Consider the following 23302-nt stretch of genomic DNA (forward strand, 5'->3'; position numbering starts at 1 on the left):
GACAACGGCGCCCTACCTCGGCGGGACGGGCTGGACCGGGGTGGTGGTGCTTCTGGCGGCGTGGCTGACGATGGCCGTCCGGGAGATCGCGCCCACCACCCGGGTCTACCTCTTCACCGACCTGGAGGGCCGGACCCGGCGTTACACGACCTCGAGACCGTTCCGGGAGAGCCGAACGGTCCTGGCGCTGCCGGACGAGGACAGCGCCGTGGAGTGGTCCCGGCACGCGTTGCTGTCGTCCAGCGGTCTGTGGGTGTTCCTGTTCCTGTCTCCGTTCCTGCTCGTCATCGCCGTGTCGGCCGTCGTGTGCGTCCCCGGTCTCCTGCTCGCCTGGCTGTGAGTCCGGATCGTGCCGGGGGACGGCTGCCGGTGCCGAGGACCACCACGGTGTAGCGCTGGTCTCCGGTCGCCATCGAGACCTCTCGCGGTGCGGGGACGGTGAGCGGCGGCCCGTACAGCCGCTGACGGGCGTGGGGCCCTGCTGACCGTCCACCAGGTACTGCGTACCGCGATGGCCGACGCCACCGACAGCGTCCCTGGCACCGACAGCGTCCCTGGCACCGCCGCCGACCGGGCCGGCTTCCTCATCGCCGTCGCCGCCGCCCGGGACCAGCTCCTCCTGGCCGCCCGGCGTCATCAGGATGCCTGCCTACGCCATGCCACGGCGAACAGTGGGCGCACGGCTGCGCCGACACGCAGCACCAGTCCTCGACGCTGGCGCACTGTCGGGCGTGAGTCGCTTCAGTCGCTGCAGAAGGCAGCTCCAGTACCCCCGGCTGCCGGATGGCTCCGCAACGCGCCTTGTTCATCGGCGCGACGAGGTTCGCGCCGAGGGTGGCCTGCAGAGCGGCGACGAGTGCGGGGGCGGCACCGTACCGGAACCGCCGATCCGGACGGCGCCCGCGTGGTCGCCGCCGGGGCGGGCGCGGCCGGCAGGCACGGCGTGGGGCCGGACCCGCAGGCATGACCTGAGCATCGCTGGGCAGCCGAGCTGGCGAGAGGCCGGACGGCACCGGCAGCGCCACCACGGGGCCCTCAGACCCCGCGCAGCCCAGCGAGGTGCGTCCGGCAGCCCCTGCAACGAGAGGAGAACGCCATGACCACGGCCCGCGAGATCATGACCGAGGGCGCCGAGTGCATCGGCGAGCGGGAAGCCGTCCTGGAGGCGGCGAGGAAGATGACCGAGCTGGGCGTCGGCGCGCTGCCGATCTGCGGCACCGACGACAGGCTCAAGGGGTCCTCACCGACCGCGACATCGTCGTCAAGGTCCCCGGGGTCGGCAAGGACCCCACCCAGGTGAAGGCCGGCGAACTCGCGCAGGGCGAGGCCGTCACCATAGGGGCCGACGACGACGCCCACGAGATCCTGCGCACCATGGGCTCCCACCAGGTGCGCCGTCTGCCCGTCATCGACGGCCACCGGCTGGTCGGCATCGTCGCCCTGGCCGACGTCGCCCGCGCCCTGCCCGACGCCAAGGCCGGAGACCTCCTCCAGGCCATCTCCACCGACTGACCACGCCGTCGCTACCCACCGGCCGGCCCACCCCTCCCCGTGGGCCGGCCGGCCCCTCACCCAGCGGGCCTCGACGGCGGGCGCGTGACACCTGCGCAGCCGGGGCCGCGGATCGCGGGCAAGCGGTAGGTTGACGGCTGCCAACTGTGGGGAGAGCGCCGACATGACCATCGATCAGGCTGCCCTCGGCAACGCGGTGAAGGCGGTCGTCGCCGCCGCGCACGTCGATGACCCGGCTGCGCTGTACCGGGCCGTGATGCCGCCGGCCGGCACGGGCACGCCTCCGACCGAGGCCGCCGCCTGGTTCGGGTCGCTCGTCATTCACCTGGCGCTCACTGCGGCGGCCTCTTCGGAGCTGGAGCGGGGCTGCTCCCGGGGAGCCGTCTCGGAATGGGTCGAGGAGGTACTGGGCCCGGTGCCCACCCCGGCGCGGCTGCGCGCCGAGGACCCTGGCCGCATCGACCACGTCGAAGCCGTGAGCGCAGCAGCGGACTACCTGCGGTGCCGCGAGTACGCCGTCGACCTGATCGGGGTGGGCCTGGTCGAGCCGGATGTGGCACCGGACGAGCGAGCCGTCGATGCCCACTGCGCGGTGACGAACGACAAGGATGCGCGGATCACCGTGATGTCGATGCTCGGTCGCCTCGCCACCGATCCCGGCGGGCGAGGCTGACGGTGCCACCCCGGTAGCCGCTGGCACCGCTCTGTGGCGGTTCCAGGGCGCTTCTGTCATGTACATGATTATATGACAGGGAGCCGCGCCCGGATGCGCGCCCATCGGAGACGTCCATCGCACACCTGGAGACCTCATGAATCCCACCTCCGCTTCCCGCCGACAGCGTCTGCGCGCTCCCGGCGCCGCTTGCCTCGCGCTGTTATGTTCCGCCGTCCTCGGCGCCGCGACACCGGCGCATGCCTTCAGCGGGGGGAACCACGAGAAGATCACCCGGGCCGCCCTGGGGCCCGGGGGCTGGCACCCGAACTCGCTGACGGCGATGGCGGACGGGAACTCGGGCGCGATCGTCGCCAACGACCACGGCCAGTACTTCGGCATCGGCAAGCTCCACTGCGACAACGCCGACTACCTCGACCACCGGTACGACAACCGCTACCCCCGAACCCGCGCGCAGGCCGATGCCGAGATCATCGACTGCGTCGAGAGCTCCATCGACCACGTCAAGAGGGCCCTCGCCTCCGCGGACCGGCTGGTCGACGCGAACGGGCACGTCATCGCCGCCCAGACCTCCATGTCCCCGGCCTGTACGTGGAACGACCAACCGGGACGGGCGAAGTGCGAGGTGCTGGAGGACCTGGGCCGCGGCTGGCACCAGATCGAGGACTTCTACGCCCACAGCAACTGGGCCGACCAGGCCGCACCAGGAGCCGTCGGCGTCAAGAACCCCCCGGGTCTGGGAAGGACCGACCTCCCCGCGTTCTTCTCCATCGCCCGCTACAGCTCCATGAGCAGGGCCGACTGGGTCAAGGACGCCACCGGCCACATCCCGCACGACCTGTCGACCGGCTGCTATCCGGACCGCGACCACACCGGGACGGTCTCCGACTGCACGAACCGCGTCACCCACGACGGGGTACTGAACAAGGACACGAAGGACAGTCCGCGTTCGAGCACCGGCCGCAACTTCGACCACGCCTACGACCTCGCCGTCACGGACATCGCACGCCAGTGGAAGGAGTTCAAGGACGAGCTCCAGCGCAAGTACCCGAACAACGGCCGGGCCAAAGCGATGATCTGCGCCATCACCCACGACCACCCGGACAAGACCTGCCCCTGACACACCACCGCGACCCACCGGCCAGGCCGTCGCCGACACCCTCCAGCAGGGCGGCGCGGCCGGCCTCCCCGACGATGTCGATGGTGGGTTCCGAGGCCAACAGGGCGACGACTCCGGCGCGCATGACCGTGTGGTCGTCGACCACGATGATGCGGAGTCCGGCCGGTTCGGTTCGGGCTGTTATCTGGACAGGGAGTTGACTCATACCGGAGATCCTGGGCTGTCAAGGGCAGTAGCCGACACGTCCGGCCGGTTGAACCCGAGGTCCACCAGTCAGTGGACGGCAGGGGGTTGCCTCCGTGGACGGCGTGCGGTTCGTCGTGCCCGTGCCGACGGTGTACGCCCGGCCGAACCCGGAATAATGGGCGCTGCGTCAGAAGTGCTGGGGCGGCTCCGGCAGTTCGGAGGTGACGGCACGGATGGCGTTCCGGAGCCAGCGCTGCCCCAGGTCACCGTCGAGCCGGGGGTGCCAGGCCATCTGGTACCCCAGTGGGCGGACTTCCTCGGGAGCGGGCAGGATCCGGATGCCGGGGTCCGGGTGCTGCACCGCGAGCAGCCGCGCGGGCAGTGTGAGGATCAGCCGGGTGCCCGGGATCGAGCGCAGGGCCAGGGAATGGTAGGGGACGGTCAGTCCGGCCCGGCGGCGTTCTCCGAGGTCTTCCAGGCGCTGTTCGATCGCGGTCTGACGCTCGCCGATGGTGCCGACGATGACATGGGTGGCGTCCAGGTACTCCTCCAGGGCAATCGCCGGACGTTCGGCGAGCGGATGGTCCGCGGAGAGCGCGCAGACGAACCGGTCGTCGAGGAGGTGCTCGGTGTGCAGGGCGGTGACCGGCGTTGATCTGGCGAAGAACACCAGGTCGACGACCCCCCGGTCGAGGTCCTCGAAGATGGCGTCGTGCCAGGTGCGGAAGTGCAGTGTGGAGCGCGGCGACTCCCGGAACACACGCTGGAAGACCGCGGGCGCGAACACCTGGGTGAAGTCGGTCCCCGCGACCCGGAAGGCCTCGGCGGCCTCGGCGGGGTCGAACCCCTCCGGGGCGAACAGGCTCTCCAGCCGCGGCAGGACCGCCCGCAGCTGACGCTGGACGCGCTCGGCCCGCGGGGTGAGCCGGTACCCGCCCGGCGTACGCACCAGCAGCTCGTCATCGAGGGTGTCCCGCAGCCGTTGCAGGGCCCGGCTCATCGCCGGCTGGCTCATCCCGGCGACTTCGGCTGCGCGTGAGACATGCCGCTCCTCCAGCAGTGCGGCGAGGGGGAGCAGCAGGTTGAGGTCGACCCGTTCAATATGCACCATGTGAATAATTTATATTTCTATGATGCATTAGACAAATAAACACACGTGGAGGAGTGTTGATCCCGTCGTCGGGCGACCGCCCGCGAACTCCCCCAGTGCCAGGCGTCCGTCCGGATGCCGAATCAGGAGCAGCCATGAACCGCGCGGTATCGCAGAACGGATCCGGCCGGCCCAGGGTGGCCGTGGTGACCGGCGGCTCGGGCGGCATCGGTGGCGCGGTCGCGCGCCGGTTGGCCGCGGACGGCATGGCCGTCGTCGTCCACTACGCAGGCAGCGCGGCGAAGGCCGGGGCGGTCGTCGAGTCGGTCACCGCAGCCGGCGGAACGGCTGTGGCCCTGCCCGGCGATGTCGCCGAGCCGACGGAGATGGCCGGGCTCTTCGACGCCGCGGAGGAACGGTTCGGGGGCGTCGACGCGGTCGTCAACACCGCCGGGATCATGCTGCTGGCCCCGCTCGCCGAGATGGAGCCGGAAGCCTTCGACCGTATGCACCGGGTCAACGTCAGGGGAACCTTCGTGGTCTCCCAGCTCGCCGCCCGCACGCTGCGCCCCGGCGGCGCGCTGATCAACTTCTCCAGCTCGGTGACCCGGCTCCAGCAGCCCGACTACGGCGGCTACGCGGCGACCAAGGGCGCGGTCGAGGCCATGACCCTGATCCTGGCACGCGAGCTGCGCGGCCGGGACGTCACCGTCAACGCGGTGGCCCCCGGGCCCACTGCCACACCGCTGTTCGTAGAGGGCAAGAGCGAGGAGCTGATCGCCCGGATCGCCGCCGCCGCACCGCTGGAGCGGCTCGGCACCCCCGCGGACATCGCCGAGGCCGTCTCCTTCCTGGCCGGCCCCGCCGGCCGCTGGATCAACGGCCAAGTGCTGTTCAGCAACGGCGGCATCGCCTGACCCCCTCCCCCACTTCCGCCGCCGTTCTCCCTCTCCGTTCCTCCCCTTCACCAGGCTCCTGTCCCTGCCCTTCGGCGAGCGCCCTTTCCGCAGCGTGGTGGACCTGGCCGAGTCCCTGGTCGAACAGGCCGACTCCGCCGCGCTGGAGGCGCGCACGGACTTCGTGCGACGCACGGGCTTCGAGGAGGTCCTGAACGTCGCCCGGGCGTGGGCCGCCCCGTACCCGTTCCATCACCGATCACATCGATCCCCCTGACGAATGGAAAAAGACGTCATGACCCGCGGTCAGCTGGACTCCGTCTCCGACCTGTTGCTGAACTCTCCGCTGGACCTGGGCGGCGACGTGGCCAAGATGCGCCGCGTCTTCGAGGAGATGCTCGGCGCCGCGCCGCTGCCCGACGACGTCCGCACCCGGACCACCGAGCTGGGCGGGGTGCCCGCCGTCGAGGTGCGCGCCGGCGCCAGCGCGCCGACAGCCGGCACCCTGCTGTACTTCCACGGCGGCGCCTACGCGATCGGCTCCGCCGCCGCCGGCGTCGGCCTGGTCTCCGAGATCGCCCGGCGCACCGCGGCCACCGCCCTGTCCGTCGACTACAGGCTCGCCCCCGAACACCCCTTCCCGGCCGCCGTGGACGACGCGCTGGCCGCCTACCGGGCACTACTCGACGAGGGCACCCGGGCCGGGTCGGTCGCGGTCGTCGGCGAGTCGGCCGGCGGCGGCCTCGCCCTCGCCCTACTGCTGGCGATCCGGGACGCGGGGCTGCCGCAGCCCTCGTCCGCGAGCGTCCTGTCCCCGTGGACAGACCTCACCCAGTCCGGCGGTTCCATGACCACCCGGGCCGACGCGGATCCGGCGCTCACCCGCCGGGCCCTTCGGACCCGGGCCGCCGACTACCTCGCCGGGGCGGATCCACGCACCCCGCTGGCCAGTCCGCTGCACGCCGATCTGCACGGACTGCCACCGCTGCTGGTCCAGGCCGGCGGCCGGGAGATCCTGCTCGACGACGCCCTGCGGCTTGCTGCGCGGGCCGCCCACGCCGACGTCCCGGTCACCCTGCGGACCTTCCCCGGAGCGCCACACGTCTTCCAGGGCTTCGCCCCGCTCGTCGACGAGGCGGCGCAGGCCCTCGACCAGGTCGCTGCCTTCATCAACGGCCATGTCCAGCCGGAGAAACGCCCGTGAAAGCCGTACGTTTCCACCGCTGCACAGACATCGACGTGCTCGGCGTCGAGGACCTCGAACCGCGTCCACTGGGCCCGCGCGACGTCCTGGCACGGGTGCGGGCAGCCGGACCAACCCGGGCGAGGCCGAGATCCGTACTCGGCCGGCCCGGGCGGGTGTCAGCTCCAGACCCGTCGCTCCTGACTGCGGGGGTCGTCGACCTGGGACCATTCGGCGTTGATGCGCATCGTGGCCCGGCGTTCGGTGTCGTACCGGTCCCAGCCGGGATCACCGGTGGTGGCGAACCGGACCCAGGTCCCGTGCATGCGGGCCGCGAGGTCCGTGGGGGGCTCGTCGGGGCCGAGCAGGGAGGCGGGGCCCCGCAGTTGCGGGAGGTGCGCGAGATCGAAGACGAAGGGCAGTTCGACCGTGTGCGTGGCGCCGAGTTCTCCGTCCAGGGCGTGCGAGCGCCAGGCGAACTCGTAGGCGAAGGTGGTGGATCCGGGCTGCGTGGCGTGGGCGTCGGCCAGGGCCCTGCTACCCGCGCCGAACAGCGCGTCGCCCATGACGGCGGAGCGGAGTTCGCCGTGGGACGCCCCGGGACGTGTCGAGCGGTAGGTCTCGACGAGGCGCGCCGGGTTCGGGTGCGAGCGCGCCGCCGCGTCGGCCACGTCCTCGGCGGTCGAAGAGGCGTACTTGTCCACGGGGACCAGGTAGAGGAGGCCCTCTTCGGTGTTGGTTCCGACGAGCAGGTCGATGCCGGCGCCGTGTCCGGCGGCGACGGACACGGCGGGCTGGGTGTCCAGGACCAGGCTGAAGGGACTGAGGCCGATCAGCGGGTCGCGGTGGGTGTCGGTCCGCAGGTCGATGCCCACGAGTCCGGAGGCCGCCTCCACCAGACGCTCGTCGGAGAGCCGCGCGAAGGCGTCCGCGTGCGGTTCGACGCCCAGTGCCGTGGCGGCCGCCGCGGTCACGCGGGCGGCCTGCTCGGTGGTGAACGCCCCCAGGCCGCTGCCGCTCTGCACGATCGCCCTGCGGAACAGCCCCACGGCCGCCGGGGCGGCGAGGACGCCGCCGACGATGGTGGCCCCGGCCGACTGGCCGAAGAGCGTGACGTTGTCCGGGTCGCCGCCGAACGCGGTGATGTTCTCCCGCACCCAGGACAGCGCCGCGACGACGTCGAGCAGACCGCGGTTGGCGGGGGCGCCGGGGAGGTCGAGGAATCCGGCGATGCCGAGCCGGTAGTTGAGCGTGACGAGGACGACGCCGTCACGGGCGAAGGCGGACCCGTCATACAGCGCGGAGCGCGTCGAGCCGGCGACGAATCCGCCGCCGTGGACGAACACCATCACGGGCAGGCCGGCCCGATGCGCGGCGGGCGTCCACACGTTGACGGTGAGGTAGTCCCCGCCGCGGCTCCAGCCGGTGCCGAAGTAGGGGGCCATGTCGATGCTGCCGAGCTTGCGCTCGGACTGAGGAGCGTTGGGGCCCGGTACGGTGGCGTCGCGTACGCCCTCCCACGGTTCGTGCGGCAGCGGGCGCGCGAACCGGCCGGCGCCCACGGGCGGAGCGGCGTAGGGGATGTTCAGGAACACGGCCGTGCCGTCGTTCCGGCGCAGACCGCGGACGGCTCCCTGCGCGGTCGTCACGACGGGTTCGGAGCGGTGGTTCATCTCTGGTGCCTCTCGGGGTGTTTCAGCCCTGCGCGGTGGACGGGGCGAAGGGCGCCCAGCCCTTGATGGAGAAGGCGCTTCCCTCGCGCACGACTTCGGCGGCGCCGTGGCCGCCCAGGTGGGCGGGGACGACGAGGGCGTTGTTGTCGGCCGCCCAGCCCAGGACCTTGCGGCGGGTGGCGCGGGCTTCGACGGGGTCCTCGCAGAAGCAGCTGTTGGCGTCCGGTTCGAGGATCTGCACCGGGCTGTGCAGCAGGTCACCGACGAACACCGCGCGGTCCGTCCCCGAGGTGAGGGTCAGCACGGAGGAGCCGGGCGTGTGGCCGGGAGCGGCGTCCAGGCGCAGGTTCGCGTCGATCCGGTGGCTGTGCTCCCACAGCAGGGTCCGGCCGGCCCGGTGCACCGGGGCGACGCTGTCCTCGAAGACGTTCTGGTTGCCGCGGCCGAGGAGGGGCTCGTGCCCGTTCTCCGGGTTCCAGAAGTCGAAGTCGGCCTTCGGCATCAGGTACGTGGCGTTCGGGAACGTGGGCACCCACTGTCGCCCGTCCAGGTGGGTGTTCCAGCCGACGTGGTCGATGTGGAGGTGCGTGTTGATCACGACGTCCACGTCCTCGGGCCGGACGCCGGCGCGGGCGAGGTTGGCCAGGAAGTCCGTCTCGAGGCGGTTCCAGACCGGGGCGTAGGGACGGTCCTTGTGGTTGCCCACCCCGGTGTCGACCAGGATCGTCCTGCCCTCGCTGCGCAGCAGCCAGGTCTGGATCGCGGATTTCACGGTGTTGGTACCGGAATCCAGGAAATGCGGAGCCAGCCATTCGGCACCGGTTTCCCAGACCTCCTTCGAGCTTTCCGGGAAGAAGGTGTCGGGCGTCATGTCGACGGAGCCGAAGTATTCCCAGACCCGGGTGATCGAGACGTCGCCGAGGGTCATCTGTTCCATGGGGGGTCTCCTTGGAGTCCGGAGGATCGGTCCGACCGTACGAGCCACTCCGGTGGGCGCGGTATCAGTCACGTGACTGCACTTGGCTGCACCCCGGTCCGGGCACCGCGGTACCCCCGCGTTAGGATCCGGGGAGTCTCGATTCCCTGGAGTGTCCGTGGAAAGCGATGGGAGGGCTCGCGGGGAGAAGCGCTCGGCCCGGAATTCCGGGGTGACCCCGGTGGGCCGGGAAGCCGAGACCGCGGAGATAATCCGGCATGTCGGCGCTCATCGGTCCCGCAGTGGCGTGTTGATCGTCACGGGTGACCCCGGTGCCGGAAAGAGCACGCTGCTCGACATCGCGGCCGACCACGCGCGAAGGGCGGGTACCCGGGTGCTGCGATCGGTGGGGAGCCGGTCCGAGGCGCATCTCGGATTCGCCGGTCTCCACCAGATGCTGCGTCCGGTGCTCGGTGCGGCGGCCGGTCTACCGGCACGGCAGCGCGGCGCGCTCCGTGCTGTCCTGGGGCTCGACGAGTGTGCCGAGGCCCCCGGCACGATGGTGGTGGGTCTGGCGGTCCTGAACCTGCTGTCGCGCGTAGCGGAGACGGCAACGCTGCTGGTGGTCGTCGACGACGCCCAGTGGATCGACCGCGGGTCCCTGGAGGTCCTCTCCTTCGTGGCACGACGCATGGACAGCGAGCCCGTGACCCTGCTGGTCGGGGTCCGCACGGCGGCCGCTCTGCCCGGCTTCGACGGGGAGTACGAGTGCCTCGAACTCGGCCCGCTGGACGGGGAGGCGGCCAACCGGCTGCTCGACCGGCAGCCCACACCGCCTGCCGGCCGAACCCGGGTGCGGATCCTGGAGGAGGCGGCCGGCAACCCGCTGGCCCTGGTGGAACTCGCCCGCGCCACCGCACTGCGGGGCCCCGGGGCCATCGGCCTGGAGGGACCGCTGCCGGTCACCGACCGCCTGGAACGGATCTTCGCGGAGCACGCGGCGGACCTGCCGGAAGCGACCCGCCGCATCCTGCTGCGCCTCGCGGCTGCCGACGCGGCGGACGCCAGGGCAGCCGCCATGGGCCTCCCGGAAACCGACGACCGGGCATGGGAGCCCGCGGACCGGGCCGGGCTCGTACGTCGGGACGGATCCGTGATCTCCTTCCGCCACCCGCTCGCCCGCTCCGCCGTCTACCATTCCTCGTCGTTCGGGGACCGCCGCAGGGCGCACCTCGCCCTCGCGGAACTGCTGCGTGAGGAACCGGACCGCCGCGCCTGGCACCTCGCCGCCGCGACGGTCGGCCCTGACCAGGACGTGTCGACCGCCTTGCAGCACACGGCCGACCGGGCCCGGCGCCGCGGCGGCTTCGCGGCCGCTGCCGCGGCCCGGCAGCGCGCCGCGGAACTCAGCCCGCGCCGCGAGGACCGGGCGCGCCTGTTCAGCGAAGCCGCCGCCGACGCCGTCTTCACGGGTCAACTCGGGTGGGTGGAACACCTGGCCGCCGCGGTCCGCGACTGCTCCGACGATCCGGTGCTCCTGCGCGAAGCCGCGCTGGCCACCGGCCGGCTCATGTCCCTCGGCTCCCATCACACGACGGCGTTCGCCCAGCTCATGCGCGTGGCCAGGGAGGCGGACACGGACTCCTCCGTCCTGCTCGACGCGCTGGCCGCGGCCGCGGTGGTCCGCTACTACTCGGGCGAGGATTCCCAGCACCACCAGATCCGGAGCCTGCTGTCCCGCGTACCCGACGAGCCCGCCGGTGCGGCGATGCACGCCTGGGTGCTGGCCGTCTGCGACCCCGCCGGCGCAGGAGCGTCCCTCGTGCCGGTGCTGCCCGAGCTCATCGCCGAGACCAAGGGCGACCACCAGCGGCTGACCGCGCTCGCCATCGTTGCCTGGCTGCTCGACCAAACCGCCCTCGCCGCCAGGACCTTCGACGAGGCGTTCGACCAGTGGCGGGCCCACGGCCCGTTCCCGGACGGGCTCGGATGCGCGGTCGGCTGGACCCGTCTGGACCAGGGCCGGTGGGCCGAGGCCCGCTCGGTGGCGGCCGACATCGCGGCCACGGCGTCGGTGGCCGGACTCGACCACGCCGAGGCCTGCGCCCGTGTACTCGACGCCACGGTGGTCAGCCTCCTCGGCGACCCCGCCGCCGCGCGCCGGCTCGTCGAGCGCGCCCTGTCCCTCGTCGACCCGCTGGAGAGCCGCTCCGTCGCGGTCTTCGCACGCAGGGCCCTGGGGATGGCGGCCGTGGCCGAGGGCGACTACGACACCGCGTACGCACAGTTCCGCGCCGCGTTCACCGCCGACGGCGAACCGGTCCACTACCACGTCTCCCACACCGTCCTGGCCGAACTGGCCGCAGCGGCCGTCCGCCGGGGAGAGCAGCAGCACATCGCAGAGCTGCTGGAACGGTCGGCGCGCCGCCTCGGTGCGGGCATGTCGGCACGGGTGGCCGCACTGATCGACCGGGGCCGCGCGCTGCTGGCGGATCCCGAACACGCGGAGCCGTTCTTCCGGGCGGCGCTCGCGGACCCCGCCGGCGAGCAGTGGCCGTTCGAACGGGCGCAGACCCGGCTGGACTACGGGGAGTGGCTCCGGCGCCGCCGCCGTATCGCCGAAGCCCGCCCACTGCTCAGCGCCGCTCTGGAGACCTTCCAGCGGCTGGGCGCGCGGCCGTGGATCGAACGGGCCCGGGCGGAACTGCGCGCCGCCGGCATCGAGGCGACCGACGCCGTGCCCAGCGCCCTCGCCGAACTCAGCCCCCAGCAGCAGCAGATCGTCCGACTGGCGGCCCGCGGCCTGACGAACCGTGAGATCGGGGAGAGGTTGTTCCTTTCACCGCGCACGGTCAGCTCCCATCTCTACCGGGTCTTCCCGAAGCTGGGCATCACCGCCCGCTCACAGATCCGGGATGTGCTCGAAGGGGCCCTACCCGGTACCGGAGTTCAGAGCTGACGGTCGACGCCGACCGGGCCCAGGTGGGGGCCGCGGCCGGTCTCCACCAGCCAGGCCCGCACCACCCCGGTGACGTCGCCGTGGTGGTCGGCGACGCGCCGGGACCACTCGGCGGCGTCGAACCCCCTGAGCTTCCTCCGCTGGGTGGGAAGTGCCGATCACCGGGTCAGGGCCGGCGGGGGCTACCGGGCAGGCGGCCCACTGGGCGGTTCCCAGCCGCGTGTGAGGATGTCGAAGATCGCCTCGACGGCGGCATGGCGGTCTTGCCGGCCGCGAGTGAGGGCCGGAATGTCGAGCACGAATCGAGCAAGAGCCGTACAGGCCGGGTCATCGTGGTCCACGCCGACCTCGTCGGCGATGGCTGCGCTGAGGCTGTCGGTGTACCGGGTCCACATCCGTTCGGCGTACGCGCGCAGCACCGGCGTGGACTCCACCAGGTCGGTGAACTCGGCCGCCTGAGGATGTGCGTCGATCGGGGGCCAGGTGTCGAGGACGTGCTGCCGGAGGGCACCGAGGATGCTCTGGCCACCGGGTCGCTCCCGCACCGCGGCGATCAGTTCTGACTCGCGGTCCTGGTCCTGGTCGAACACCAGCGCTTCCTTGCCGCTGAAGTGCTTGAACACCGTGGCGGTCGACACGTCGGCGGCGTCGGCGACGTCTCGGATGGCTACTTGATCGTAGCCACGTTCCAGAAAGAGCTGCAGTGCGGCGTCGGCGATCGCCTGCCGGGTGGCTGCCTTCTTGCGGTCTCGGCGACTGACGTGGGGCGCGGTCATGGCTAGAGCCTATCCGATAGTCGAACCGGTCTCTAAGTAGAGTCGTTGCACCTTTTTACTCGTTCTGCTTTCATGAGGTCGTCAGCACCCGAGCGGCACGTCCCTTGGCGGCACGGTCGTCGTCGGCACCGCACCGCCCCGTTGCCGACCCATCCGGCAATGGGACGCGCGGGGCACCTCCGCGACCGGGGCGACCTCCAAGTGCCGCCGCCCCCTGTTCGCCCGATGACTCCTCTCCTCCGACCGAAGGAACAAGCATGAAGTCCCCAGCACCCGCCAACGCCCGCATCAGCATCATCGGCGCCGGACCCGGCGGACTGACCTGCGCACGCATCCTCCAGCAGCGCGGCATCGCGGTCACCGTCTACGACCGCGACCCGGGGCGCGACTCCCGCAACCAGGGCGGCACCCTCGACCTGCACGCCGACAACGGCCAGATCGCCCTGCAAGAAGCCGGCCTGCTCGACGAGTTCTTCGCCCTCGCCCGTCCCGAAGGGCAGGAAATGCGCCAGATGGACCCGAGTGGCGCGATCACGTCCCACCAAGTCCCGGCGCCCGACGAACTCTTCAAGCCGGAAATCGACCGCGGCCAGCTGCGCAACCTGCTGCTCGACTCCCTGGAGACGGGAACTGTGCGCTGGGGCCACTCCCTCGACACGATCGGCGGACCCGCCGACGGGCCGCGGCAACTGCACTTCGCCGACGGCACGAGCACCGAGACCGATCTGGTCATCGGCGCCGACGGCGCCTTCTCCCGGGTACGCCCGGCCGTGTCCCCCGCCGTCCCCGGATACACCGGGATCAGCTTCCTGGAAGCACGGTTCTCCGACGTCGACAACCGACACCCCGAGATCGCTGAGCTGGTCGGCTCGGGCAGCGCCCACGCGGCTGATGGCGAACGCAGCCTGTTCGCCCAGCGCAACAGCGGAAACCACATCCGCGTCTACATCATCCAACGCGTTCCGATCGACTGGATCGGCGCCAGGGGGCTGGCCGCCGAGGACACCGACGGCATCCGCGCGGTGCTACGCGACGAGTACGCCCACTGGTCGCCCCGCATGCGCCGGATGATCACCGAGAACGACGGCCCCTACATCCACCGCCCGATCCTCGCCCTCCCCGCCCCGCACACCTGGGACCACACCCCGACGGTGACCCTGCTCGGCGACGCCGCCCACCTCATGCCCCCGCTCGGCGTCGGCGTCAACCTCGCCATGCTCGACGCCGGCGAACTCGCCCTGGCCCTCGCGAACGCGGCCACTGTCGACGACGCCATCCGCGCCTACGAGAGGACCATGCTCCCCCGCTCCACCGAGACGGCCAAAGCCCTCGAACACGGCACCGAACACCTGCTGTCCGCCGACATACCCGACTTCGGCGGCGACGACGACGCCCAGCCCTAGGGGCCCGGCGACCCCGTTACGGGGTGAAGGTCAGCTTCGGCCGGGGCTTGAGGCTCGTCAGGCACAGCAGGTACTTGTCACTCCCCCGCTTGTACGTGAAGTAGCTGTCGGCGTCGGGGTACTTGCGGCACTCCGCCTCACCGTCGGTGGTGTCGTCGGCCCGGCCCACGACGCGGGCGTCCGCCTGCGGGTCGGAGCAGGGGACCACCTTGACGTCCGGGTTGTTGTCGTTCAGACCGGACATGGCGAGCGGGCTGCCGTTGTGGACGCAGTCGCCGGCCTTGGCGAACTCGGGGTCGTCCTTCAACAGGGCGAAGAGCAGCGCGATCAGGACCGCCGGGATCAGCAGGCCGACGATCGTGGGCCGCAGGTAGACCGGCTTGCCGGTGTCCATCGGCGTGCCGGGGGCTCCGGGCAGCGGCTCCGCCAGCTTGTTGATCTTCAACCGCTGCGGGACGTTGAACAGCATGACGATCGGATTGACGATCATCGACGGAATGCCCCACCAGCCCTGCCAGAGGGTGTCGGAGGTCATCTCCCGGTGGGTGGCGATGCCGCAGGTGCGGCAGAACGGGCCCCGTCGCTTGAGGTAGCGCATGACGATGACGAAGCCCTGGTGGCCGCGGATGGTGGCGTCCACAGCCGGTACGGAGCCGCAGACGGCGCAGGTGAGCCGCCCCTCGCCGTACCCGGCCGCCCCCTGGGCCGGGGCTGCGGAGGCGGTCTCCGTGGGCGCGGTGGTGTCGGGCAGCTCGGCAGGCTGAGTGGAAATGGTGAATCCCCCGTGGTGATCAATGAAGTGTGCTGGGGAAACCTACCGCCCTGCGACCACCGAGAACGGGCCATCGATCCCCCAAGGGCCGGATGGTCACCGAACCGTGATCATGAGCACCGCGAGGTAGGCGCGGGTCCAGTGCGCGCACCAGGGCACCTTCGGCTGTCGGGTGGTGGTCACTCGCCTCCTCCGCGGAACAGGCCGTGAAGGTGCCTCAGCCGGCCGACGTCATCGCGTCCGGTACCGGTCCCTGCTCCGCACCGATGGTTCAATGGGCCGGGTTGGCATTGCGTTCCCGGAGACGCCGGAGATCGGAATCATCCGATCGGGATTCACCGATTCCTGGACGGTTCTCGACGGCGGCGAGGACCGGACGTTCCCGGCCGACGCACCGCGCGAGTGCATCGACCACGTGTTCGCGGGCCGGGGGGTGCGGCCGGTACGGATCGGCCCGGTCACCGACGATCCGGTGGCCTCGGACCACCTGCCGGTGCTGGCCCGGCTGGCGCTGGACGTACGCCGCCTCCGCCGCGTCCGGCAGTCCCTGCCGAGCCCCGGGCCCGAGGAACCCGGGCGGAGCCCTGACGGCCGCATCCCTCGCGCGGCGCCGATCCTCGCGCGTTCGGACCACTGCGCGTGCCGGTGCGCACCAGCCGCGTCAGGCTGGCGCCAGATCCTGTTCGGCGGCCGGAAGGGAACGGCGATGACAGCAGCGCCGACGACGGACGCCCTCGCGGCGCCCGTCGACCTCAACCACCCGGGTCACTACCTGCACTGGGGCGTGCTCCAGATCTCCGTGGCGAACCTGGTGGTCATGTGCCTGATGGTGACGCTCTTCGTCGCCGCACTGCTGCTGCCCTTCCCGCGGGGGCCGCGTGATGGTGAGTAGCTGGACCGGGGCGGTGCGGCGGTACGCCCTGCGGAGGCTGCCGTCCGAGAAGCTCATCCCGGAGACCCAGCCGGCCTACATGGCGTCGTGGATCTACGTCTTCGGGGTGCTCACCGTGTCGGCGCTGGTGGTGGTCCTGGTCTCCGGCGGTGTGCTCGCGCTGATGGGCCCCGGCTGGTGGCACACCTCGGGTGTCGGTAGGTACGTCAACAGCGTCCACTTGTGGAGCGTGGAACTGTTCATGGCCGTCATGGTGGTCCACCTGTGGGGCAAGTTCTTCATGGCCGCCTGGCGCGGCCGTCGGGCCCTGACCTGGATGACCGGCGCCGTGACCTACCTGGTCTCGCTCGCCACCGCTTTCACCGGCTACCTGGTCCAGCAGAACTTCGACTCCCAGTGGATCTCCGGGCAGGCCAAGGACGCGCTCAACGCGAGCGGCGTCGGCGCCTGGTTCAACGTCTTCGACTTCGGCCAGATGCTGATGTGGCACATCCTCCTGCTCCCGCTCGTGATCGGGCTGCTGTCCGTCTGGCACATCCTGCTGGTCCGCATGCGCGGCATCGTGCCGCCGATCGGCGCCACCGCACCCGAGGACGGGCGGTGAAGCCGCCCCAGGTGCCCGAGTCGGACGCCTTCCCCACCCGCCGCTACGACCTCGTCAAGGAGTTCACGATCGCGTTGGCGGTCACCGCCCTGCTCAGCGCGGGACTGGCCGGCCTGTTCTCCTCCCCGAACGTGCCACCGACCACCCTGGCGTCCTGGTCCACCGCTGCCCCGAACGACTTCACCGCGACGGCTGTGGCCGAACTCGCCGGCACCAGCACCTCCGCGCAGTACGGCCCGCCCTACAACCACACCCCGGGGGCCGGCCAGAAGATCGGCCCGCTCAGCCTGCAGCGGGCCGCCGGCGTCCGCATCCCCGTCGACCCGGCCGAGGACTTCGTGCTGCGACCCCTGCGACAGGCCCCGGAGCAGCCGGAGGTCACGGCCGCGCTCGCCCAGTGGAACGCCGCGTCCGCCGACCAGCAGCAGTCCTGGAGCTCGGCCTACGCGGACGCCCTGGACAAGGCACCGGACGGCGATCCGGCCAAGGCAGCCCCCGGCGACTACGGCCCCGTGCCGGTGCTGACCGCCCGCCTGCTGACGCTCGCCCGGGCGGGCTCACTCGACGGGCAGTTGCTGTCATCGGGCCGCTTCTACCAGACCGTCTACACCAAGCCGATGCTCTTCCTCACCGACGGCTCGTACCTGTCGGACCGGGCCACCGAACAGCACCTGACCGCCACCCAGTGGGGGATGATGAACGAGACCGGGAACTACCCCGGGCAGGCGTGGCTGTGGCTCTACACCTTCTGGTACCAGATCGACCCGTTCAAGACCTCGAAGAACGCCGATGCCGAGATCTGGGCCATCATGGCCGTGCTCAGCCTCGCCCTGATCCTGGTGCCGTTCATCCCCGGCATCCGGTCCGTTCCCCGTTGGACCAGGGTCTACCGCCTCGTCTGGCGCGACTACTACCGCACGCGGCGCTGACTGACCGGGCCGGCGGCAGGCCGGTGGTCCTGGGCGCTCAGGCGTCCGGCTGGGTGAGTCGATGACCTCGTCCGCACCCAGGTCGCGCAGCAACCCGTGCTTGCCCGCGCTGGCCGTACCGATGACGTGGGCGCCGCGGGCCTTGGCGATCTGGACGGCCAGGTGGCCGACCCCGCCGGCCCCGCCCTGGCCGCGGCCGACACCGTGGTCGTCCCGCCCACCCACGCGATGCCGGAGCTGGGGCGCGGCGGTCCGCTGCCGCCCGAGGTCACCGCGGCCGTCGCCCGCATCCGCCCCGGCACCCGGCTGGTGTCCATCTGCTCCGGCTCCTACGTGCTCGCCGCGGCCGGACTGCTCGACGGCCGGCCGGCGACCACCCACTGGAACCTCGCCCCCGAGTTCCGCCGGGCCTACCCGGCGGTCAAGGTCGACGAGGAGGTGCTCTTCGTCGACGACGGTGACGTGCTCACCTCCGCGGGCGTGGCCGCGGGCGTCGACCTCTGCCTGCACATCATCCGCCGCGACCACGGCGCGGCCGTCGCCAACCGGACCGCCCGGATGTGCGTCGTACCGCCGTGGCGGGACGGCGGGCAGGCCCAGTACATCGACCGTCCGGTCCCCGACCCCACCATCGCCGACACCAGCGCCACCCGGGCCTGGGCCCTCGACCACCTCGGCGAACCGCTGCCCCTCGGCCGGCTCGCCGAACACGCCCGGATGAGCCTGCGCTCCTTCACCCGGCGCTTCCGCGACGAGGTCGGCCTGACCCCGGTCCAGTGGCTCACCGCCCAGCGGCTCGAACTGGCCAAACAGCTCCTGGAGACCACGGACCTCTCCATCGACCTGGTCGCCCACCGGGCCGGCTTCGGCACCGCGAACTCCCTGCGCGCCCACATGCGGGCGGCGCTCGGCGTCTCATCCGCCGCCTACCGCCGCACCTTCGGCACGGACGACCGGGTGGCGGCCGGCATCCGGTCGTGAACACCCGCCCCCGGGCGACCGGGGGCGGGTGCGACCGAACGCCCCCGGGATCAGGACGACCTGGTGATGGTGTAGACGACGTAGACGCCGCACTGGGCGCCCGAGCCCTGCCGGGTGACGACCCAGCCGGCTGGAATCGTGGACGGCCCGCAGACCTGCATGCTGGTCTGGTCGGTGACCTTGACGAGGGTGTACGTCCCGTAGGTGCCGCAGAGCGAGGAGTTGCTCTGGATCGCGGTGATGACCCAGCCGCTGGGGACGGCGGACTGCGCGCAGTCCTGGAGGGTGGTCTGGGTGGTGACCTTCAACAGCGAGTACAGCGGGTAGTTGCCGCAGCCCGCGCCGTTCTGCATCGCCGTGATCACCCAGCCGGCCGGAACCGGGGAGTTGCCGCAGGCCTGGATGCTCGCCTGGTCCGACAGCTGGACGAGGGTGTACGTCCCGTAGGTGCCGCAGGCGGCGGAGGTGGTCTGGATGGCGGTGATCACCCAGCCGCCGGGAACGGCGGACTGTCCGCAGTCCTGGAGGGTGGTCTGGGTGGTGACCTTCAACAGCGAGTACAGCGGGTAGTTGCCGCAGCCCGCGCCGTTCTGCATCGCCGTGATCACCCAGCCGGCCGGAACAGGCCAGTTGGCGCAGGCCTGGACGGAGGTCCGGTCGCCCAGCGGCACGAGCGTGTAGGTGCTGTAGGTGCCGCAGGCGGGGGACACGGTCTGGATCGCCGTGATCACCCAGCCCGGCGGGATCGGGGACTGCCCGCAGTCCTGGAGGACGGTCTGGTCGGTGACCTTCAGCAGTGAGTACAGCGGGTAGCTCCCGCACGTGCCGGCGCCACTCTGCATCGCGGTGATCACCCAGCCGTCGGGTACCGGCCCGTTCGAGCAGGCCTGGACCGAGGTCAGGGCCGAGGCGTCGGCGATGGTGAAGAGCCCGTAGCCGCTGCAGCCGGACCACTGCTCGCTGACGATCACCCAGCCGGTCGGCACCGGCGTGTAGCCACAGATCGTCGTCGTCGCGCCGGCCTGCGGCGCGGTCCGCACGGCCCGCACCGGCCCGGCCGCCTGCGCGACCGGCGAACCGGCCGTCTGCGCAGCGGCCTGCGCGACCGGCGCACCTGCCAGGGTCAGACCGCCCAGCAGCAGCGCGGCCACCGCCAGTCGGCGGGACAGGAACCGTCTCAGTCCCGGTATACGCATCCTTCGACCTCCTGGTCACTCCGGCCTGTTGGCGCCTGAGAGCTTGTCAGGCCCGCGCCCCCGTGACCAGACCGCGTCGCCCGGAACGCAGCCCCGGCCGGGCCTCCCACCCCCTGTCGCAGCGTGGCCGCCCGGGGAGCCTCATGGCCTTCGTCGACCTTCCTCCGATCCCCTCCCTGACGAACACCCCTGACGTGCCGCCGACGCGGCTTCACCCGGGGAGCGTTCCTCGGGCCGCACCTCCTCGCCGACGAACACACGTCCGACGAGGCGTCAGGGAGCTGTCAAGGAAGCCGCACCGCACGCCAAGCTGCCGTCAATACCCGTACGGCTGGCGAAGGACCGGTGCTTCGCTGTGCGGCGTTCCCCCGCCGCTCCCCGAACCGCCGCCCCTTCTCGGGGGCGGCCTGGAAGGTCCCCGAGACGATGCGCCGTTCGGCTCTCACCACACCGGACACCACCAGCGACCAGCGGCAGAACTGGTTCCGCCGCCCGGAGCCGGCCCCCGAGCCGCCGCCGAGCCACCGGCCGTCCACACCCGAGGGCCGCCGCCGGCTGATCACCCGCCGGCAACTGGCCGAGGCACTGCCCGCCGCCGTCCGCAAGCTCCACCCACGCACGATGATGCGCAACCCGGTGATGCTCGTGGTCGAGACCGGCTCCGCCCTCACCACGATCAGCGCCGTCATCCACCCCGGCGTCTTCGCCTGGATGATCTCCTTCTGGCTCTGGCTGACCGTACTCTTCGCCAACCTCGCCGAGGCCGTCGCCGAAGCACGCGGCAAGGCCCAGGCCGACTCCCTGCGCGCCGCCCAGGCCGGGACGACGGCCCGACGACTTCTCCACTGGCGGGTCGGCACCCGTGACCTGCGCCACGAGGTCATCCCGGCCGAACAGTTGATGCTGCACGACATCGTGCTGGTGCCGGCCGGTGAGGCCGTCCCGCAGGACGGCGAGGTGGTCGAGGGCGTCGCCAGCGTCGACGAGTCGGCGATCACCGGGGAGTCCGCGCCGGTGATCCGCGAGTCCGGCGGCGACCGCACCGGCGTCACCGGCGGCACCAAGGTACTCTCCGACCACCTGATCATCCGCGTCACCTCCCGCCCCGGGCAGAGCTTCATCGACCGCATGATCAACCTGGTCGAAGGCGCGAACCGGCAGAAGACCCCGAACGAGATCGCGCTCAACATCCTGCTCGCCTCGCTGACCATCGTCTTCCTGCTCTCCGTCGTCTCGCTCCAGCCGATGGCGATCTACGCCCACGCCCCGCAGACCACCATCGTGCTGGTGGCGCTGATGGTCGCCCTGATCCCGACCACCATCGGCGCGCTGCTGTCCGCGATCGGCATCGCCGGCATGGACCGCCTCGTCCAGCGCAACGTCGTCGCCGTCTCCGGCCGGGCCGTCGAGGCCGCCGGCGACGTCGACGTGCTGCTCCTCGACAAGACCGGCACCATCACCCACGGCAACCGCCTCGCCGTCGCCCTGCACCCGCTGCCCGGCGCGACGATGGAACAGCTCGCCGAGGCGGCCCAGTTGGCCTCCGTCGCGGACGAGACCCCGGAGGGGCGCTCCCTCATCGAGCTGACCGATCGCCACTACTGGGTGCCACCACGCTCCCCCGGCGAACTCGGCGAGCAGCAGCCCGTCCCGTTCACCGCGCACAGCCGGATGAGCGGCGTCGACCTCACCTGGCCCGACGGCAACGGCTGCCTCATCCGCAAGGGCGCGGCCGCCGCCGTCGCCCGCTGGGTGATCGACTCCGGCGGGCACCTGCCCATGGAGGCCAGGCCCCTGGTCGAGCGGATCGCCGAAGCCGGCGGCACCCCGCTGCTGGTCGCCGTCCACGACCGGCACGGCGCCCGGGCGCTGGGCGTCGTCGAGCTCAAGGACGTGGTCAAGGAGGGCATCGCCGAACGCTTCGCCGAGCTGCGCCGGATGGGCATCCGCACCGTCATGGTCACCGGCGACAACCCGCTCACCGCCAAGGCCATCGCCGAGGAGGCCGGGGTCGACGACTTCCTCGCCGAGGCCACCCCCGAGGACAAGCTCATCCACCTCAAACGCGAGCAGGCCGCCGGGAACATGGTCGCGATGACCGGCGACGGCACCAACGACGCACCCGCCCTCGCCCAGGCGGACGTCGGCGTCGCGATGAACTCCGGCACCCCGGCCGCCAAGGAGGCCGGCAACATGGTCGACCTCGACTCCAACCCGGCCAAGCTGATCGACATCATCCGGGTCGGCAAGCAACTCCTCATCACCCGGGGCGCGTTGACCACCTTCTCGATCACCAACGACGTGGCCAAGTTCTTCGCGATCATCCCCGCGATGTTCGCGAACGCCTACCCCGGGCTGCACCACCTCAACATCATGGAACTGCACAGCCCCACCTCGGCGATCGCCTCCGCGATCATCTTCAACGCGCTGATCATCATCGCGCTCATCCCGCTCGCCCTGCGCGGCGTCCGCTACCAGCCCGCCTCCGCCACCGACCTGCTCCGCCGCAACCTGCGCGTCTACGGGCTCGGCGGGCTGATCCTGCCCTTCCTCGGCATCAAGGCGATCGACCTGCTGATCCAGTTCGTCCCCGGCCTGGGATAGCCTCCCCGGCCTGGGATAGCCTCCCCGGCCTGGGATAGCCACACCGGCCCGCTGATCGTCGCACTGGCGCCCACCGGCAGGTCGCCGGTCCAGGTCAGCTTTCGTCCATGACCTCGACGCTGCCGGAGGTCGCCTTGACGTCGCCGTGGTGGGCGGCGTCGCACCCGGCTCAGGACCGGTGCCTCACGCGACCGGCCGAGGCCCCGCCTACGCAGGCGGGGCCTCGGCCGGTGGGCTGTCAGCCGTTCTGGTAGAAGCCGAACATGTCGACGATCAAGTCGCTGGTGCCACCGGCCCCGTTCCAGAAATCGATGATGCCGTTGGCGCCCGTCGGCGCCTGGACCAGGTTGGGAACCGTCCCGCCGGCCGTCCAGTTCAGCGAGGACACCGACGGCGGCGACAGCGGTGCGGCCGTGTGCTGCGCGTACTGGGTCAGGTTGTACGGGTCGGGGGCGACGCTCAGGTGACCGTCCGACGTGGTGTCGGTCATCGTCGCGTTCAGCGCGAACGCGGTGATGCCGGGCTGGCCCGACACCGGCATGTAGACGTAGTTCCAGGGGTCGACCGGGCCGTACTGCCACGTGGTGGTGTCACGGGTGTCCAGCAGGCGCGTCGGCGCGACCGGCAGATAGGCGCTCCTGCCGCCCTGGCCGTAGTAGCCCACCACGTCCACGAGCACGTCCGACGAACCCGGGGCCGCGTTCAGCACCCGGACCGTACCGTCCGGACCGACCGGAACCACCACCGAGTTGGCGACCGTCTGCCCCGCCGTGAAGTTCAGGTTCGACGCGTTCGGCGCCTGCTGGCCACCCGGGTACACCGTCAGGTGTCCGGCGGAACCCGGGTTGGTCACGGTGACGTTCAGCGCCACCGCCGTGATGCCCGAGGCGGGCAGCTGACCGCCCGCCGCACCGGCGATCCGCACCGGCAGCGACTG

The 23302-nt window shown here is 71.5% G+C and carries 19 protein-coding genes and 3 pseudogenes; 14 read left to right on the top strand and 8 right to left on the bottom strand.

Annotation, left to right across the window (positions count from 1 at the left end; genetic code table 11):
* Positions 1–43: 43 nt before the first annotated feature.
* From ACH4J0_RS36560 to ACH4J0_RS36575, 4 genes and pseudogenes are all read left to right on the top strand, one after another.
* The gene (locus tag ACH4J0_RS36560) at positions 44–340 is read left to right on the top strand and encodes a hypothetical protein (RefSeq protein ID WP_396245492.1); all 297 of its coding nucleotides are present in this window, start codon (positions 44–46) and stop codon (positions 338–340) included.
* 756 nt (positions 341–1096) lie between these two features.
* Positions 1097–1512, top strand: a pseudogene (locus ACH4J0_RS36565) (CBS domain-containing protein).
* A gap of 163 nt (positions 1513–1675) precedes the next feature.
* The gene (locus ACH4J0_RS36570) at positions 1676–2185 is read left to right on the top strand and encodes a hypothetical protein (protein WP_396245493.1); all 510 of its coding nucleotides are present in this window, start codon (positions 1676–1678) and stop codon (positions 2183–2185) included.
* 136 nt (positions 2186–2321) lie between these two features.
* Entirely contained in the window at positions 2322–3305 is a 984-nt protein-coding gene (locus ACH4J0_RS36575) for a hypothetical protein (RefSeq protein WP_396245494.1), read from the top strand.
* A 373-nt stretch (positions 3306–3678) separates the two neighbouring features.
* Here ACH4J0_RS36575 and ACH4J0_RS36580 read toward each other — a convergent pair whose 3' ends face one another.
* Positions 3679–4602 carry a LysR family transcriptional regulator gene (locus ACH4J0_RS36580; protein ID WP_396245495.1) on the bottom strand — a complete coding sequence of 308 codons (924 nt, stop codon included), beginning with the start codon at positions 4600–4602 and terminating at the stop codon, positions 3679–3681.
* Positions 4603–4736: 134 nt separating this feature from the next.
* On the opposite strand from ACH4J0_RS36580, the gene ACH4J0_RS36585 reads away from it, so the two are divergent.
* From ACH4J0_RS36585 to ACH4J0_RS36595, 3 genes are all read left to right on the top strand, one after another.
* On the top strand, positions 4737–5498 hold the full coding sequence (locus tag ACH4J0_RS36585) for an SDR family oxidoreductase (protein WP_396245496.1): 762 nt from the start codon (positions 4737–4739) through the stop codon (positions 5496–5498).
* A 97-nt stretch (positions 5499–5595) separates the two neighbouring features.
* The gene (locus ACH4J0_RS36590; RefSeq protein WP_396245497.1) at positions 5596–5754 is read left to right on the top strand and encodes a hypothetical protein; all 159 of its coding nucleotides are present in this window, start codon (positions 5596–5598) and stop codon (positions 5752–5754) included.
* Positions 5755–5772: 18 nt separating this feature from the next.
* On the top strand, positions 5773–6681 hold the full coding sequence (locus tag ACH4J0_RS36595; RefSeq protein ID WP_396245498.1) for an alpha/beta hydrolase: 909 nt from the start codon (positions 5773–5775) through the stop codon (positions 6679–6681).
* A 158-nt stretch (positions 6682–6839) separates the two neighbouring features.
* Here the strand turns inward: ACH4J0_RS36595 and ACH4J0_RS36600 are convergent, their stop codons facing one another.
* The gene (locus ACH4J0_RS36600; protein ID WP_396245499.1) at positions 6840–8333 is read right to left on the bottom strand and encodes a carboxylesterase/lipase family protein; all 1494 of its coding nucleotides are present in this window, start codon (positions 8331–8333) and stop codon (positions 6840–6842) included.
* Between the two features lie 22 nt (positions 8334–8355).
* Positions 8356–9270 (bottom strand): MBL fold metallo-hydrolase, encoded by a 915-nt coding sequence (locus ACH4J0_RS36605; RefSeq protein WP_396245500.1) that lies wholly within the window; start codon positions 9268–9270, stop codon positions 8356–8358.
* Between the two features lie 157 nt (positions 9271–9427).
* On the opposite strand from ACH4J0_RS36605, the gene ACH4J0_RS36610 reads away from it, so the two are divergent.
* A complete protein-coding gene (locus ACH4J0_RS36610; RefSeq protein ID WP_396245501.1) occupies positions 9428–12208 on the top strand; it encodes an AAA family ATPase in 2781 nt (926 codons plus the stop codon).
* Between the two features lie 182 nt (positions 12209–12390).
* Here ACH4J0_RS36610 and ACH4J0_RS36615 read toward each other — a convergent pair whose 3' ends face one another.
* Positions 12391–12984, bottom strand: a complete 594-nt coding sequence (locus ACH4J0_RS36615; protein ID WP_396245502.1) for a TetR/AcrR family transcriptional regulator — start codon at positions 12982–12984, stop codon at positions 12391–12393.
* Between the two features lie 257 nt (positions 12985–13241).
* Here ACH4J0_RS36615 and ACH4J0_RS36620 point away from each other — a divergent pair, with 257 nt between their 5' ends.
* A complete protein-coding gene (locus ACH4J0_RS36620) occupies positions 13242–14387 on the top strand; it encodes an FAD-dependent oxidoreductase (protein ID WP_396245503.1) in 1146 nt (381 codons plus the stop codon).
* A gap of 16 nt (positions 14388–14403) precedes the next feature.
* Here ACH4J0_RS36620 and ACH4J0_RS36625 read toward each other — a convergent pair whose 3' ends face one another.
* Positions 14404–15027 (bottom strand): hypothetical protein, encoded by a 624-nt coding sequence (locus ACH4J0_RS36625; protein WP_396245504.1) that lies wholly within the window; start codon positions 15025–15027, stop codon positions 14404–14406.
* Between the two features lie 406 nt (positions 15028–15433).
* Between ACH4J0_RS36625 and ACH4J0_RS36630 the strand changes: the two genes are divergently transcribed.
* The 3 genes from ACH4J0_RS36630 to ACH4J0_RS36640 are packed head-to-tail and all read left to right on the top strand — an operon-like array spanning position 15434 to position 17584.
* Positions 15434–16051, top strand: coding sequence for a hypothetical protein (locus ACH4J0_RS36630; protein WP_396245505.1), 618 nt, complete (start codon positions 15434–15436; stop codon positions 16049–16051).
* Positions 16041–16655, top strand: a complete 615-nt coding sequence (locus ACH4J0_RS36635) for a cytochrome b N-terminal domain-containing protein (RefSeq protein WP_396245506.1) — start codon at positions 16041–16043, stop codon at positions 16653–16655. Before ACH4J0_RS36630 ends, ACH4J0_RS36635 begins: the two co-directional genes overlap by 11 nt.
* The gene (locus ACH4J0_RS36640; protein WP_396245507.1) at positions 16652–17584 is read left to right on the top strand and encodes a hypothetical protein; all 933 of its coding nucleotides are present in this window, start codon (positions 16652–16654) and stop codon (positions 17582–17584) included. Before ACH4J0_RS36635 ends, ACH4J0_RS36640 begins: the two co-directional genes overlap by 4 nt.
* A 57-nt stretch (positions 17585–17641) precedes the next feature.
* Here the strand turns inward: ACH4J0_RS36640 and ACH4J0_RS36645 are convergent.
* Positions 17642–17767 (bottom strand): annotated as a pseudogene (locus ACH4J0_RS36645) (zinc-binding dehydrogenase); the annotation flags it as partial.
* On the opposite strand from ACH4J0_RS36645, the gene ACH4J0_RS36650 reads away from it, so the two are divergent.
* Positions 17747–18565, top strand: a complete 819-nt coding sequence (locus ACH4J0_RS36650; protein ID WP_396245508.1) for a GlxA family transcriptional regulator — start codon at positions 17747–17749, stop codon at positions 18563–18565. The pseudogene ACH4J0_RS36645 and the gene ACH4J0_RS36650 sit on opposite strands and share 21 nt — an antisense overlap.
* Before the next feature lie 50 nt (positions 18566–18615).
* Here the strand turns inward: ACH4J0_RS36650 and ACH4J0_RS36655 are convergent, their stop codons facing one another.
* The gene (locus ACH4J0_RS36655) at positions 18616–19761 is read right to left on the bottom strand and encodes a hypothetical protein (RefSeq protein WP_396245509.1); all 1146 of its coding nucleotides are present in this window, start codon (positions 19759–19761) and stop codon (positions 18616–18618) included.
* Positions 19762–20187: 426 nt separating this feature from the next.
* Here ACH4J0_RS36655 and kdpB point away from each other — a divergent pair, with 426 nt between their 5' ends.
* The gene (gene kdpB, locus ACH4J0_RS36660) at positions 20188–22365 is read left to right on the top strand and encodes a potassium-transporting ATPase subunit KdpB (protein WP_396245510.1); all 2178 of its coding nucleotides are present in this window, start codon (positions 20188–20190) and stop codon (positions 22363–22365) included.
* 238 nt (positions 22366–22603) lie between these two features.
* On the opposite strand, the pseudogene ACH4J0_RS36665 reads toward kdpB, so the two are convergent.
* Positions 22604–23302: pseudogene (locus ACH4J0_RS36665) on the bottom strand (hypothetical protein); the annotation flags it as partial.

Source organism: Kitasatospora sp. NPDC017646, from assembly GCF_044329365.1.
GTDB lineage: Bacteria > Actinomycetota > Actinomycetes > Streptomycetales > Streptomycetaceae > Kitasatospora.